Below are 16,429 nucleotides of genomic sequence, written 5' to 3' on the forward strand. Positions count from 1 at the left end.
TTTTTACATCATTAAAAAAATAGACTAATCGATTTTTCCTGATGAAACTTAATACCTTAAATGATTTATTTTTTTTAATAAATAATAAAATTGATGAACAAGAGCCATTTATTATATTTTCTTTTTTTAGGATTGTTAGTTTCCTCCTGTAGCAATACTAGATTTCTTCCCGAAGGAGAACTGCTGTACACCGGCGGAAAAGTTACTGTTGAAGAAAAGGAAATGTCTAAAAAAGAAAAAAAAGCATTAAAAACGGCATTAAAAGAAGTTCTTAGACCAAAGCCTAATTCCTCGATTTTAGGATTAAGACCAAAATTATACATCTATAATTTGGCTGGGACGCCAAAGAAAGAAAAAGGGTGGCGCTACTGGCTGAGAACTAAAGTAGGCGAAGCTCCTGTTCTATACAGCCAAGTAGATTTAGAATACAACAAAAGTGTTTTGCAAAACTTTGCAGAAAACAGTGGCTATTTCAATACAAGAACATCGGCAGATTCAACCCGACATGGTAAAAAAGCGACCGCAGAATATATCGTTAAACCAGGAAAACAATATAAAATTAAAGAAGTAAAGTTCCCTACAGACTCCTCCATAATTTCGACTGCCGTTCGCAATACCAGACGAAGAAGTCTGTTAAAAAAAGAGGAAGGTTACAGTCTTGCTGTTATTAAAGAAGAAAGAATTCGTATTGATGCAAGACTAAAAGAAAAAGGATTCTTTTATTTTAACCCTGATTATCTCAAAGTACAAGTAGATACAACTGTGGCTGATCATAAGGTGGATCTTATTGTAAAAGTAAAAGACGAAGCTCCAAAACTGGCTGAGACACCATACAAAATCAATAAAATTATCGTTTATCCAAACTATTCAATAGGTTCTGACAGTGTGAAAACAAATGTGGATTCCATCAAAAAATACAATGACTTAACTATTATTGATCCGGAGAATTTGTTTAAACCCCGCATTTTTGATCGAGCCTTATATTTCAAAAAAAATGATTTATACAACCGTAACGATCATAATTTATCCTTGAATCGGTTAGTAAATCTGGGGACTTTTAAATTTGTGAAAAATCAATTCAGAGTTTCTGATACAACAGGAAATTATCTGGATGCTTATTATTATCTGACTCCATTACCCAAAAAATCAATCCGACTGGAATTATTAGCCAAAACAAACTCCGCTAATTATACAGGAACGGAACTCAATTTAAACTGGAGCAACAGAAATACTTTTAGAGGTGCAGAATTGCTTACTATCTCTGCTTTTGGCGGAGTTGAAGTACAAGTTTCCGGTCAGAATAATGGATTTAATGTATACCGCATTGGAACTGAGGCCAATTTAGTTTGGCCAAGATTAGTCGCGCCTTTTAAACTAAATTCTCCAAGTGGTTTTGTTCCAAAAACAAAGGCTACATTAGGATATGAATTCCAAAACAGAACTAAATTATATTCCCTGCAAACCTTCAAAGGTTCGTTTGGTTACTTATGGAAAGAAAATGAACGAAAAGAACATTTATTGAATGTTACTGAGATTACATACGCCAGTCCTGAAAACGTTACAGCTTTGTACCAAGAACAAATTCTGAAAAATGAATCTTTGGGAAAAGTCATTGAAAAGCAATTGATTTTTGGACCAACCTATTCTTATACTTACACCAATACACTACAAAAAAGAAAGAAAAACACCTTTTACTATAAAGGAACAATCGACTTAGCAGGAAACGTGGCAGGTTTAGTTTCAGGTGCAAATATTCGAAAAGGTGATACTATTAAATTATTCGATGTTCCGTTTAGTCAATTTATCAAAATAGAAAATGATTTTAGACATTATTATAAGTTAGGTCCAGATTCTCAACTGGCAAGCCGAGTTATTGTAGGCGCAGGATATGCTTACGGAAACTCCCGTGAAATGCCCTTTATCAAACAGTTCTTCATTGGTGGAACCAATAGTTTACGAGCCTTTAGAGCACGTTCTATAGGTCCGGGAAGTTTTGATGGCGCATCAACGAATACCAATGCTTTTTTGCCCGATCAATCTGGTGATATAAAATTGGAATTTAATACGGAATACAGAGCTAAAATTTACGGATTGGTGAAAGGAGCCTTATTTATAGATGCCGGAAACATTTGGCTATTGAATGAGAATCCTGATAAACCAGGAGCCAAATTTTCAAAAAAATTCCTGAATGAAATAGCCGTTGGTGCTGGAGCAGGATTGCGTTTCGATTTCTCTTTTCTTATCTTGAGAACAGATCTTGCATTTCCTTTAAGAAAACCATATTTACCTGATGGCGATCGTTGGGTTTTAGATAAAATTGATTTTGGAAGCGGTGCTTGGCGAAAAGAAAATTTGATTTTCAACTTGGCTATTGGCTATCCATTTTAAAACAATACAATCTGGATAAAAAAAAGAGCACGATGATTTCGTGCTCTTTTTGTATAATAACTAATCAAGGCGTAAAATCTTTTTTTGTGCCGTTAGGCACTAAATATTGGTAGTAATTGGGTTTAAAATTCGTTAGCGTGCCGTAAGTACGCAACATTTATGGTTTTGTTGCGTACCTACGGCACGCTAAATTCGCTTCAAATGTTGTGTTTTTTTTTACCAATATTTAGTGCCTAACGGCACAATTTAACTATTAATTCCCATAATAAATTATCAAGTTTTAGTCTACCAAGAATAAAGCATTGCTAAACAGTAAAATTCCATTTTCCCAGAATCCCCTGAATAATGGATTGTCTACCATATAAATTACTGATCCGTCTCCTTTACTTTCTACCGCAAAACTTACGGTATTATTCAATTTCTTTTTGATCTCATTACCAACAAAACCATAGCTTTTATAATCTTTAGGAACATAAACAACATTGGTTGCTTTCTTCAACAAAGAATAATGTCTGTCATCTGTTTTTAGACTGAAATATTTATCGCCTAAACCAAACGACATTGGATGTGTTTTATTCAGAAGATTTTCAATGATGGCTCCTGGAATTGATTTAGAAATATACCTGCGCTCTGAATCCTGAAAATCCAGAAAACGTTCTTTCAATTCTTCTTCTTCAGCCTCTTTTTCGGAACTTAATTTGTCTTCTTCTGTTGCAAAAGGACTCAACGCATATCCTTCTTTAGCCTCAAAAAGAGTAAGTGCGCTGTTCATCGCTATCACTTTTCCGCCATTTTTAATCCATTCTCCTATTTTCTTTTGTTGGTCTTCTGAAAAATCATAATATCCATCCGCCATAATAAGCGTGTTGTAATTGAATAGGTTTAATCTGTTAAAATTACTTACCTCAACCACACTCACTGGATATCCAATAGTTTCTTCCATATAATACCAAGTAGCGCCAAACTCTGTAGAACCGACTCCTTTTCCTGATAATAATACAACTTTTGGAGCTTTTAATAAATTGAAATTTTCTCCACCAACATCTTTCGAATTAGACGAAAATCCCGTAGCTATATAATTGTAATCGGTTTTTATTTTAATCTGTTCTCCAATCGTTTTTTCAAAATCTACAACTTTTGGATTATCTGCTTTGGTCACAATCAAACCACCCGGCTCCACTATTACATCGCCAAAAACAGCTTTTTTCATCGCAGATCGAACTTTGATATTATTTTGGTGCAACAACGAAAGAACCTGAGCAGAAATTCTGTTATTCCAAGGAATATGGAACGCATATACATTTTGTGGAATTCCTTTCTCTTGCACTTCAATGGACGCTTTTGTTTTGATAGCCAAACTGTTTTTCAACGCATAGCCTTCAACTCCATACGCCAAGGGCAAAGCCCAAGAAGTAATATCATAGGATAAACTGTCATTCAACTTTTGATTTGGTTCAAAAAGTACCTGCGCAAAAACAGCTTTTTGTTGGTCTACTTTTACAATTAAATCATTCGGTTCAATCGTAAAACCTTTCTCTGTTTTAGTATTATAATTAAATCCAGATGCTTTTTGACTGGCATCAGCGTAACTGAATTCCACATTATTCTTTTTCAACAAATCCGCCATTTGAATCAACTTTGGATTGTTTTTCATCACGTACATTTTATAATTTCCCTTTACTGTTTTTCGGGAATTATTCATAAAACCTCTGAATCCTTTCAGCAAAACATCCGCTTGTGCCGCCGCTGATTCTACTACGGTCAAGACTGCCGTTGCGTGATGTGTCAATCGATCTTGTATCGTAAGGGTGATTCCGTTGCTCATTGTAACAGCTCTCCCCGCTCCTATTCCACCTTGTTCCATCGTCATTCCTACCGCACCATTGTATGTAGGATAGGTATCGCCATAACTTGGATAAAACAAATCAAAACGTTCGCCGGTATTGTACATCCAGTTTTGAGCATCAAATTTTTTAGAAATATTTTTACCTAAAGTGTAATGAAAATCTTTCTGGTACTTCTCAATGTATTCGTGCAAAGGTTCCGCTGATGGTGGAAAAAAATAGGGTGAATCGTATCCCATTTCGTGAACATCCGTATGAACTTGTGGCATCCATTGGTTGTATAATGCAATTCGCTGCTGGGTTTCAGGTTGTGTTTGCCAAGCCCAATCTCTATTTAAATCAAAAATATAATGGTTGTATCTCCCGCCTGGCCAAACTTCCATGTGCTCTCTGTCTGATAAATCCGGATGCGTTTTTTTACCTGAAATTTCTCGTAACCAATTCCCGTATCTGGAATATCCATCAGGGTTAATGCATGGATCAAGAATAACAATCGTATTTTCTAACCACTTTTTAGTTTCTGCATTCGAAGGATTTACTAATTCGTATGCTACGGTCATAGCACTTTCGGTTCCGGCAAATTCATTTCCGTGAACATTAAAACTCAACCATACAATTAATTTATCGCCAATCATTTGCGATTTATTTTGGGACAAACCAATAGCTGCTAAATTGTTATTCCTAATTTGTTCCAAATTAGCTAAATTCTCCGGGCTAGAAATAAAATACACATTCAAATCCCTTTGTTCAGGTGTTACACCATATTTCTGGTGTTTGATAAAAGTAGATTTTTCTGTAAGATGTTTAAAATAATTTTCAGCCTGATGATAATAGGTAATTTGTTTCCCGTAATTGGGTAAAAACTGAGAAGGACTTTGCACTTGCGAATGAACACTCAGCACCAAAGTTAGCATTAGATAAAAAGAAAAAACAGTCTTTTTCATATTATTTTGGGTTAGTTATGCTTCAAAAATAGCCATTTACGAACTATTGCACAAGCTAAATTTCGGATTAGTGAAATATTGATTTTCGTAAACCTCAAGTTTTTATTAATTCATTTTTTGTTGAAGAATAATAACAATACGGCAACATTCATTATTAAATAAACAATATTATTCTCTTTTAGATTAGTATCATTGCTACATTCTATTATATTTGCAGACAACAAAATTCACACTACAGATGGAAGAATGTATCTCAGTTTTTGACATGTTAAAAATTGGTGTTGGACCTTCGAGTTCGCACACACTTGGACCTTGGAGAGCAGCCGAACGCTTTCTTAGTGAATTGAGAAATGAAAATTTACTTCCTGATATAAATCGGGTAAAAATAGATTTATACGGTTCCCTTTCCTTGACTGGAAAAGGTCACGCCACAGATTTAGCCGTAATGCTAGGTTTAAGCGGACAAGATCCGGAATACATTCCTGTCGAAAATATTGATGGGATTATCAAATCAATTGAATCAAAAAACGAAATCAATTTAGGAAACGAAAAACCAATTCCTTTTTATTTCCTTCAAGACATCGTCTTCAATAAAAACTTCCTTCCTTTTCATGCCAATGGAATGACTTTTACGGCTTACATGACAGATGACAGTGAGTATGTTTCTACCTTTTATTCTATTGGAGGTGGATTTGTGGTCAAAGAAGAACGCATCAACGCCAAGAAGAAAATAGAAATAAAATGTACTTTTCCTTATCCAATTGAGATAGCAGCTGAACTATTAGATTTTTGCAAAAAAGAGAATAAATCCATCTCAGAAATCGTTTATGAAAATGAAAAATCGATGCGTACCGAAGCGGTTATCGATCATGAATTGATACGCATTTGGAAAACAATGCTCGAATGCATGTACATTGGTTGTCATTCAGAAGGGATTCTTCCAGGAGGTTTGAACGTACGCCGCAGAGCTTTTGATATGCACCAAAACCTCATCGGTTTAGCCAATTATGATTCGCCACAAAGCTGGCTCGAAGAAATCCGTAAAACCGAAGTGAAGTTTCGCCAAATCTTACAATGGGTAAGTTGTTTTGCCTTATCTGTTAATGAAGTCAATGCAGCTTTAGGTCGCGTGGTTACAGCACCAACTAATGGAAGCGCTGGAGTCATTCCAGCCGTTTTAATGTATTATTTAGTCATTGAAAACCACAATGCTGGTGAAAAAGAAATCAAACAATTCCTTATGGTCGCTGGTGAGATAGGTAGTATTTTCAAGAAAGGTTCTACCATATCTGCCGCTATGGGTGGTTGTCAAGCCGAAATAGGTGTATCATCTGCTATGGCAGCAGCGGCTTTGTGCGAATTGATGGGCGGAACTCCCGAACAAGTTTTAATGGCTGCCGAAATTGCAATGGAACATCACTTAGGATTGACTTGTGATCCTATTGGTGGTTTAGTTCAGATTCCTTGTATTGAAAGAAACACAATGGGCGCGATAAAAGCCATCAATGCTGCTGAACTTGCACTACAAACCGATCCAAAAAATGCAAAAGTACCTTTGGACAAAGTGGTAGATACGATGTGGCAAACGGCCAAAGACATGAATAATAAATACAAAGAAACTTCAGAAGGCGGATTAGCCATTGCCGTGAATATGGCGGATTGTTAAACTTAATAACACAAATTTAAAATTCAAACAATCTAAAATTCAAATATTTACAGTAGATTTATTCTATATTCTTAAACAAAAAGCAATGGAAATCAATTGGGTAATAGTCAGCATTGTAATCATTTGTGTGCTTATTTTGATTGTATTTCTTATTAGAAAAAATCAAAAAGATAAAAAGAAGTACACTCATTTCTTGAACAATGATTACAAAAAAGCAAAAGAAGAAGAGTCAGACCTGAATGACGACACGTATTAATTTATAATGCTGGACTATTTTATTAACCTTTACAAATGATTTTCGATTAAATAAAACCCTCATTATCAACTAGGAACTAGCTGAAATTATTTCAAATTAAACACTCTTATTTCTAAATCAAACAATACCCAATTTAAAATAAAAAATACTTCCGAGTCCTAATTCGCTTTCAACACCAATTATTCCTCCTTGCGCCTCAAGAAACTCTTTGCTTATTGCTAAACCCAATCCAGTTCCTGAATTGTGACTTCCCGGAACTTGGAAATATTTATCAAAAACTTTGGCTTTATAACGACTATCTATCCCTTTACCCGTATCTATTACCTGAAATACAACTTTACTATTTTCTTTTTTCAATTGTACTGTAATGCTACTATTTTCTGAAGAATACCGAATCGCATTGGTTAGAAAATTGATTAAAACCCAAGCAGTTTTTTCACTATCTGCTTTAATATCCGGCAAATTATCATCTGTATCAAGTATTATTTCAATTTGTTTTTGTTCCGATTGCATTTTGATTGCTTCAGTAGCATAATTTATAATTTCATAAGGATTACTCTTCTCCATATTCAACTGAATGTTTCCAGTTTCCAGTTGGGATAATTCTAGTAATTCACCTGTAATTTTAAGCAATCGTTGACTATCCTCCTTGATGCCTTCAATGAGCTGTTTTTGATCGGTATTAATAATTCCAGTTTCTGGTTTTTCAAGTAATTGCAAACTCATTTTTATCGAAGCAATTGGGGTTTTCAATTCGTGCGAAACGGTAGCAATAAAATTAGTTTTGGCGAAATCTAATTCTTTAAAAACAGTGATGTTTCTCAAAATGATAACATCTCCAATAGTGATTGTTTGGTCTTCACCAGTTGGTTTTATAGTGATTGTTACCGTTTCTTTTTCGAAATAACTTTCTTTACCATCGGCAAAGATTTTCATGGGAAGCGATTTCTGATGCTCATTTGATAAATTATCTATAATTAAGGATTTCATCAAATCATTTGTTAAAGCCAACAAAGAAGCAGGTTTACTAATCACTTCTTCTAATTTTAATCCCATAATTTTCAGTGCTTCATCATTGGCAAATAATACAAGACCATTATTATCCAATCCAATAATCGGGTCATGCATATTGTTAATCAGTGTTTCCAATCGTTTCTTTTCAAAGGATAACTTATGTAGATTACTATTACTGTATTCCTCTAGTTTTTGTGCCATTGTATTGAACGATTTGGCCAGATCACCATATTCATTATGATTCATAAAATGAACGCGTTCAGAATAGTTTTTATTCGCAATTTCTTTAATACTAGCCGTAAGCTCTTTTATAGGATTGGCAATATTATTGGGCAAATTCACTAATAAATTGAACGCAATCAAAAAACAAAGAGTTCCTGTAACCGCAATCCATAAATTAGCAGTTTCGGCAGTATGTGTAGCTATATCACTTTTCTCTTTAATCGCATTCATATTCAATTTCATTATTTCGAAAATATCCTGACGTATTTGGCTTTTTACATTTTCATCAGTTCTGTTTTTTTCTAAAAAATCAAAACTTTTTTGCAAATTATACGTCACTTTATCTTCTCCGATTTCTGTGATATTAGCGATTTGATTCTTCAAATTCGTTTCAAAAATAGCAATTGCTTTTTCTTCGTTGATGTTAATTTCATCTAACGAAAGAAGCATGTTCCGAGAAAATTCCAACGTATTATAATTCGCTCTCAGAATATTTTCAGTATCTTTTTTTATCGAAAAAATATAAAATGCCGCTACTAATGACAGAATAATTATCATTAGAAAAAGTAAGCCAACGCCCAAATTTAATTTAGTTTTAATTCTCATCTTATCATTGCGAGAAATGGAGCAATTCCATCCTCTTTATTTAATTCGTTTTTTATTTATCCTTATTTATACTGCTGCAAATTTGTGAATCTTCGGCAGTATTCTTTTATGACAGAATCACCAAATCAACATTCGACAACGAAAGATTATTCAACAAACGCCTGAAAATCGTTGTAGACAAAATTACTTTAAATAAATCGAAGTGCGGTTTTCCTATGCAAACCGTCGTAATGTTTTTTTGTTCCACCATTTTCAACATAGCATCCTTAATATTAGCATTTTGAATTTTAATCACTTCTGCTCCAAGCTGTGTGGCTAATTTGAAATTATTTATCAAATGCCGTTGCTTGTCTAATGCAATTTTGTCATTGCTTTCTTTTGGAGTTTCCACATACAAAACATACCATTTACAGTTGTAATAACTGGCTAAACGAGCTGCTTTTCTAATTACAATTTTAGCCGTTTTATCATTACTGCTGATACAAACCAAGAGTTTTTCATGTCTAGAAGTACTGTTTTTAGGTACTTCATTCTCTACTTTTCTAAGCACTTGTCCCGCAACTTCCTTTAAAGCCAATTCCCGCAACTGCAAAATTTGATCTGATTTAAAAAAATTATTCAAAGCCGTCTGTATCTTATCCGCAGTGTAAACTTTCCCTTCTTTCAATCGCGTAATCAATTCATCTGACGTCAAATCAATATTCACCACCTCATCCGCCAGCCGCAATACATTATCAGGTACTCGTTCTTGAACATCGACATTAGTAATGCGTTTTACATCTTCATTTAAACTTTCAATGTGCTGAATATTCACTGCCGAAATCACATTTATGCCTGCTTCTAAAATCTCCAAAACATCCTGCCAACGTTTTTCGTTTTTGCTTCCTTCAATATTTGTATGCGCTAGTTCATCTACAATAACTACTTCTGGACGCAAATTGATAATGGCTTGTAAATCCATTTCCTCAAGCAGTTTCCCTTTATAAAAAAGAGTCCGCCTTGGAATGACCGGTAAACCCTCTAGTAATTCGTGTGTTTCTTTCCGATTATGCGTTTCAATATACCCAATCTTTACATCGATGCCGTTTTTCAACAAGGTATGTGCTTCCTGTAACATCCTGAAAGTTTTGCCCACACCGGCACTCATACCGATGTAGACTTTAAACTTTCCTTTGCGTGATTTCTGAATTAAATCAAGAAAGTGCTTGACATTATTTTCCTTTTCGTTGTCCAATTTGGTTTTAGGATTTTAAATTTTAAAAAAAATTAAAAAGAAATAGCCAATGCTGTAGTTAAAAATACATTTTGATTGCTAGGATCCGTGTTTTTCAAAAAGATATCGTCTTTACTATTTAAAGTTCTTGCTTCTAACCTAAACATCACATTATCGGTAACTAAATAATCAAAATTTGTAGAGAAACCGTATGTTTTAAATCCGTTAGGTGTTGCGGTTGCTATTATTACTCCTTTTTCATCCGAGTAATACTCCGCTCTTGCTGCCAATTGGATTTTAGTAGTCGGTTTGTATTGCGCTATTAAAATCGGTGAAAACCAAACATCATATTGGTCACTCTCTATTGCTTTTTGTTGCGCTCCAATATCAAAACCAGCAATTAAACTTGTTTTTTCGGATACTTTAAATTGTCCGTAAAAATTATTGAAATAACGCCATTTTTTTACATTATCTGGTTGTTCATTCCCCAAATACGTACTCCAGTTTAATGTGGTTTTGGCAGAAGGTTTATAGATTACTTGCGTCCCAAAAGCCGGAGTTTGGTTGCCATCAATTTTCTGGATGCGTTGCCAACCGTTTAAATACATGGCAGCCAAATACCATTTTTCGCTTTTTGACGTATATCCAATTTTCACACCCGCTTCATAATACGGCGAATTATCAGCCAAAATACTTCTAGTCAAAGTGGCGCAATCTTTACCAATAGCGCTTTCAAAACCAATATGTGACGGCATAATTCCCGCATCAATCCACAGATTGTGTTTCGTCGAAATTTTCACACCCACATTTGCTTCAAACACATTTTTAAGCAAATCCTGTTCTGCTGCCAAATTGTATTGGGCATACGTTCCGGCCATTAAGGCAAAATTCCCGCGAACATTCTCTTTAGTATAATTTACCTTCGCCAATCCTAAATTCAAATTCACCTCGTTGTGCTTATTGTGACTGTAAATAAATCCGGGTCGTACATGATTGTCTGGTTCTCCAAAATCATAACTGTAATACGTTTCTACATAACCCGAAAACGTGAAAGGACTTTGTGTTTTTTCAGTTTCTTGTGCAGTAACTGTTGTAAAACCAAAAGCTATTAAAGCGATACTTATTGTATTTTTCATTTTTTTGTCATTGCGAGGAACGAAGCAATCTCACCCTCATTATTTATTATTTGAAGCTATTTCCAGCTATCCACTTGTATCTTTTTATTTTTAAAGAAAAAATAAAAAGATACAAGTGGATAGCTGGGCTAAAAAATGTGCGTTTTATACTTTATTTTTATTTCAATTCATCCAAAGCAACATTCAACTCTAGAACATTTACGCTTGCAGTTCCTATTACTGCTGGTGTATTGATCTTGGCTTGCACCAAAGCTTTTACTTTTTCCTCTGATACGTTTCTTTCTTTCGCCACCCTTTTTACCTGAACCAACGCTCCTTGCGGTGAAATATTAGGGTCTAACCCACTTCCCGAAGCCGTCACCATATCAGCAGGAATCTCTGATTTTTTAAGATAAGGATGCAAGATTAAAAAGGTGTCGATTCTTTTTTGCACCAAAGCTAAATAATCAGGATTACTTGATCCTTTATTGCTTCCTCCACTTCCTGCAGCGTTATAATCCACAGCTGATGGCCTTCCCCAAAAGTAGTTGGATTTATCGAATTTTTGCCCAATTTTTTGATACCCCACCACTTTTCCGTTTACAGTAATTGTTTCTCCTTTTCCTTTATTGGGAGCCAATTGTGCTATCCCAAAAATTGCCATTGGGTAAATAACCGCTAACAAAACCACCATAAATAAGGTGAATTTTAATATTGAAAATATATTTTTCATTTTCTTTTGTTTTTTTATGAAACCTAACCCGTTTTCGAAACCTGTTAGGTTTGAATTTACATAAATAATGCTACAACCAGATCAATTATTTTAATCCCAATAAATGGGATGATCAAGCCACCAAGACCATAAATCAATAGGTTTCTCTTTAAAATAGCACTCGCACCGATTGGCTTATAATCAACCCCTTTTAGCGCAAGCGGAATCAATATCGGAATGATAATCGCATTGAAAATCACAGCTGATAAAATCGCACTTTCTGGACTGTGTAATCCCATAATATTTAATCCTTCAAGAGCAGGAATTGCCGTGATGAAAAGCGCAGGAACAATAGCAAAATATTTGGCCACATCATTCGCAATAGAGAAAGTAGTAAGCGTTCCTCTGGTCATCAATAATTGTTTTCCAATTTCAATGATTTCAATTAACTTGGTGGGATCATTGTCTAAATCGACCATGTTTCCGGCTTCTTTTGCTGCTTGAGTTCCGCTATTCATGGCCACACCTACATTGGCTTGCGCCAAAGCAGGTGCATCATTAGTTCCATCACCCATCATCGCTACGAGCTTGCCTTGTTCTTGTTCGTTTTTGATGTAATTCATCTTATCCTCAGGTTTGGCTTCGGCAATAAAATCATCTACACCAGCTGCTTCGGCAATAAATTTGGCAGTCAACGGATTATCTCCGGTTACCATCACCGTTTTTACACCCATTTTTCTCAAACGTTCAAAACGCTCTTTCATTCCCGTTTTGATAATGTCCTGCAATTCAATAACACCTTGGACTTGAGCATTTTTTACGACCACCAATGGCGTTCCACCTTTTGATGAGATAGCAATCACTGCTTGTGCAATATCCTCGGGGAAAATAGTTCCCGCTTTCAGTGCAATATTTTTTACTGCATCCTGAGCACCTTTTCTAATATCGGTTCCGTCTTTTAAAACAACACCGCTGGTTCTGGTTTCAGCAGTGAATTTGATTAAAGTAGCACCTTCAATAGATAGTTTGTTTGCCACTTCAATTCCTGCCAATTCCACAATACTTTTGCCTTCGGGCGTGTCATCAGCCAGCGAACTCAAAACTGCAGATGTGATAAAATCGTCTTTCGAGATTCCTTTTGCTGGATAAAAACGAGTTGCTTTTCTATTTCCAATGGTGATAGTTCCCGTTTTATCCAAAAGCAATACATCAATATCTCCTGCAGTTTCTACCGCTTTTCCTGATTTGGTAATTACATTGGCACGCAAAGCCCTGTCCATTCCTGCAATTCCAATCGCTGATAACAAACCACCAATCGTTGTTGGAATCAAACAAACAAAAAGAGAAATGAAGGCAGCAATTGTTATCGGAGCATTCGCATAATCGGCAAACGGTTTCAAGGTTACACAAACAATCACAAAGATTAATGTAAAGGCAGCCAACAAAATAGTTAACGCAATTTCATTAGGTGTTTTCTGGCGGCTTGCTCCTTCTACCAAAGCAATCATTTTATCCAAGAAACTTTCTCCTGGTTCGTTTGTCACAATGACTTTGATTTTGTCTGATAACACTTTAGTTCCGCCGGTAACTGATGATTTATCGCCACCCACTTCCCGAATTACAGGAGCACTTTCTCCGGTAATCGCACTTTCATCTATAGTGGCCAATCCTTCGATAATTTCACCATCAGTTGCAATTAAATCACCAGCTTCACAAACAAAAATATCGCCTTTCTTCAATTCAGAAGAGCTGATATTCTTAATTTCACCATTGGCTAAAACTTGTCTTGCCGGTGTTTCTTCCCGTGTTTTTCTCAAACTATCGGCTTGTGCTTTCCCTCGTGCTTCGGCGATAGCCTCGGCAAAATTGGCAAACAAAAGGGTTGCTAACAAAATTAAAAATACTATGAAATTATAAGCAAAACTGCCTTCGTCTTGTGCGCCAAATAAAATGGCAATACACACGGCAAGCATAATGGCAGTTCCAATTTCAACGGTGAACATGACCGGATTCTTGAACATTATTTTCGGGTTTAGCTTTACAAAAGACTGCACTAACGCCTCTTTTACCTGCTTACTTTCGAATAATGAATTGGATTTATTGTTATTCATTTTTATTATTATTTTAATGTAAAATATTCTGCCAATGGTCCTAATGCCAATGCTGGAAAGAAAGATAAGGCTGCAATAATGGCGATTACGGCAAAAATCATAACTCCAAAAATGGTCGTGTCTGTTTTTAAAGTTCCAGCACTTTCAGGAATATATTTTTTATTGGCCAACAATCCTGCTATAGCCAATGGCCCAATGATAGGAAGGAAACGACTCAATAACAAAACAATTCCTGTAGTGATATTCCAAAAAGGATTATTGTCTCCTAAACCTTCAAATCCAGAACCGTTGTTGGCAGCACTTGAAGTATATTCATATAACATTTCCGAAAATCCGTGATTACCAGTATTGTTCAACCAGCCAGTGGCATTACCGCTAAACCAGTAGCCCATTGCAGTATCATTTGCAGCAAAATAAGATGCCAAAGCCGTTCCTGACAATATTAATAAAGGGTGAAGAATGGCAATGAAAGCTGCAATTTTGACTTCTCGGGCTTCAATTTTCTTTCCTAAAAATTCTGGTGTTCGTCCTACCATTAATCCCGAAATAAAGACCGCTAGAATGATAAAAATATAGAAGTTCAAAAATCCTACGCCGCAACCACCATAAAAGGCGTTGACCATCATCGCTAGTAATTGCATCGAACCAGAAAATGGCATCGAGCTGTCATGCATACTATTGACCGAACCTGTAGAAATTACGGTGGTAGCAATGCTCCAAAATCCAGAAATGGCGGGTCCAAAACGAACTTCTTTGCCTTCCATGGCTCCTGTTGTTTGGGCAATTCCCATTTTTTCGATAGCTGGATTTCCGTTGAGTTCACTGATAACTGTTGGAATAACTAAAAGTAAAAATCCAACTGTCATCACTCCAAAAACGACATAGGAAAACCTTCTTTTCTTGAGATAAAATCCTAAAGCAAAAATCATTGCAAACGGAATGATTAACTGTGCCCATAATTCAACCGCATTGGTAAAATAAGTAGGATTCTCTAATGGATGAGCCGAATTGGCTCCAAAAAACCCACCACCGTTCGTTCCTATATGCTTGATGGCAATGAATGATGCTGCTGGTCCGCGAGAAACTGCTACTGAATCTCCCTGTAAAGTGGTAATTGCATCTTTTCCTTCAAATGTCATTGGCGTACCGTTAAACAACAGAATGACAGCTACAACAGCAGAAAGTGGCAATAAAATACGAGTACAGCTTTTTATAAAATAATTATAGAAATTCCCTAATTTATCTGTGGTTCTTTCTTTCATTGCAGTAAAAACCATTGCTGCGGCTGCCATCCCGACACCTGCAGAAACAAATTGAAGGAACATCAATACCATTTGTGATAAATAGGAAACACCTGTTTCGCCAGAGTAATGCTGTAAATTGCAATTTACCATGAACGAAATAGCGGTATTGAATGCCAAATCTGGAGTCATGTTTGGATTATTGTCCGGATTTAAAGGCATTGAACCTTGAAATAACAAAACAAAAAAGCAAAGAAAGAACCAAACCATATTCACGCTTAACAACGCTTTTAAATGCTGTTTCCAGTTCATTTCTTCAGTAGCATTGATACCACTTATTTTGAAAATAAATTTCTCAATTGGATTGAAAATCGGGTCAAGGAATGTTTTATCTCCTGTAAAAACTTTAGCTATGTACCTTCCAATAGGAATAGCCAAAACTATTGAGATGATAAAAATACTAATGACACCAAATAATTCTGTGTTCATAAAAAAATAGTTTATTTAATTAAAATTTTTCGGGTTTGATTAATACATAAACCAAATAGCCGAAAACAGCCAGTGCAATAATAAATAGTACAGTCATAATTTAGATTTTTTCAAAAAATTCGACAGCTTTAAAACAAATCGCAAACAACAAAACGGCTAATGCGAGTAAAAGGATTGTGATTATCATAATTTTAGATTATTGGATTATTAGACTTTTAGACAATCGATCAAATAATTCAATCGATTAAACTTGTTATACCCCCGAGGCATTTATTTGCTTGATGTATTCCGCCTTTAATGATTTTGGGAAAAGGTTTGAAATATTGCAATGGCGCATTTCCATAAAAGAGGAAACCGAAAAAAGATAGACATTGGAAATAGCAATTTTTGTTTCGTTGCTTCCTGTTGTCAATAATCGTTCAGCGAGTGCCAAACATTTTTTTGCTCTGGAAATATTTCCAGTAATAATGGCAGTCTTGGTGATTTCGGCAAAGCGTTCTGCTTGTTTGTAAATCGTGGTGACTTGATTTTTCATAAGAATGATTTTTATGTTCTTCATCGCTTATGCCAAAATGCATTCCAAAAAATCATAGTACACCTCAAAGCTT

12 protein-coding genes are annotated in these 16,429 nt (G+C 35.4%); 3 read left to right on the forward strand and 9 right to left on the reverse strand.

Annotation, left to right across the window (positions count from 1 at the left end; genetic code table 11):
* The first annotated feature begins 93 nt into the window (after positions 1-93).
* Positions 94-2,388 (forward strand): translocation and assembly module lipoprotein TamL, encoded by a 2,295-nt coding sequence (tamL, locus tag ACNQF8_RS14580; protein ID WP_417953804.1) that lies wholly within the window; start codon positions 94-96, stop codon positions 2,386-2,388.
* A 280-nt stretch (positions 2,389-2,668) separates the two neighbouring features.
* On the opposite strand, the gene ACNQF8_RS14585 is transcribed toward tamL, so the two are convergent.
* On the reverse strand, positions 2,669-5,176 hold the full coding sequence (locus ACNQF8_RS14585; RefSeq protein ID WP_417951352.1) for a M14 family metallopeptidase: 2,508 nt from the start codon (positions 5,174-5,176) through the stop codon (positions 2,669-2,671).
* 238 nt (positions 5,177-5,414) lie between these two features.
* Here ACNQF8_RS14585 and ACNQF8_RS14590 point away from each other — a divergent pair, with 238 nt between their 5' ends.
* The gene (locus ACNQF8_RS14590; protein ID WP_417951351.1) at positions 5,415-6,842 is read left to right on the forward strand and encodes an L-serine ammonia-lyase; all 1,428 of its coding nucleotides are present in this window, start codon (positions 5,415-5,417) and stop codon (positions 6,840-6,842) included.
* Between the two features lie 85 nt (positions 6,843-6,927).
* A complete protein-coding gene (locus ACNQF8_RS14595) occupies positions 6,928-7,098 on the forward strand; it encodes a hypothetical protein (protein WP_282717183.1) in 171 nt (56 codons plus the stop codon).
* A gap of 117 nt (positions 7,099-7,215) precedes the next feature.
* On the opposite strand, the gene ACNQF8_RS14600 is transcribed toward ACNQF8_RS14595, so the two are convergent.
* From ACNQF8_RS14600 to ACNQF8_RS14635, 8 genes are all read right to left on the reverse strand, one after another.
* On the reverse strand, positions 7,216-8,940 hold the full coding sequence (locus ACNQF8_RS14600) for an ATP-binding protein (RefSeq protein WP_417953803.1): 1,725 nt from the start codon (positions 8,938-8,940) through the stop codon (positions 7,216-7,218).
* Positions 8,941-9,046: 106 nt separating this feature from the next.
* On the reverse strand, positions 9,047-10,174 hold the full coding sequence (locus ACNQF8_RS14605) for a sensor protein KdpD (RefSeq protein ID WP_417953802.1): 1,128 nt from the start codon (positions 10,172-10,174) through the stop codon (positions 9,047-9,049).
* A 32-nt stretch (positions 10,175-10,206) separates the two neighbouring features.
* Positions 10,207-11,289, reverse strand: a complete 1,083-nt coding sequence (locus tag ACNQF8_RS14610; RefSeq protein WP_417951347.1) for a porin — start codon at positions 11,287-11,289, stop codon at positions 10,207-10,209.
* Between the two features lie 157 nt (positions 11,290-11,446).
* Positions 11,447-12,001, reverse strand: coding sequence for a K(+)-transporting ATPase subunit C (locus ACNQF8_RS14615; RefSeq protein WP_417951346.1), 555 nt, complete (start codon positions 11,999-12,001; stop codon positions 11,447-11,449).
* 56 nt (positions 12,002-12,057) lie between these two features.
* Positions 12,058-14,091, reverse strand: a complete 2,034-nt coding sequence (gene kdpB, locus ACNQF8_RS14620) for a potassium-transporting ATPase subunit KdpB (protein ID WP_417953801.1) — start codon at positions 14,089-14,091, stop codon at positions 12,058-12,060.
* 8 nt (positions 14,092-14,099) lie between these two features.
* Entirely contained in the window at positions 14,100-15,821 is a 1,722-nt protein-coding gene (kdpA, locus tag ACNQF8_RS14625) for a potassium-transporting ATPase subunit KdpA (RefSeq protein ID WP_417953800.1), read from the reverse strand.
* A 19-nt stretch (positions 15,822-15,840) separates the two neighbouring features.
* Entirely contained in the window at positions 15,841-15,918 is a 78-nt protein-coding gene (kdpF, locus tag ACNQF8_RS14630; RefSeq protein WP_417951728.1) for a K(+)-transporting ATPase subunit F, read from the reverse strand.
* Between the two features lie 156 nt (positions 15,919-16,074).
* Entirely contained in the window at positions 16,075-16,356 is a 282-nt protein-coding gene (locus ACNQF8_RS14635; RefSeq protein ID WP_417953799.1) for a DUF7674 family protein, read from the reverse strand.
* Positions 16,357-16,429: the final 73 nt, after the last annotated feature.

Source organism: Flavobacterium labens (assembly GCF_048286755.1).
Classification (GTDB): domain Bacteria; phylum Bacteroidota; class Bacteroidia; order Flavobacteriales; family Flavobacteriaceae; genus Flavobacterium.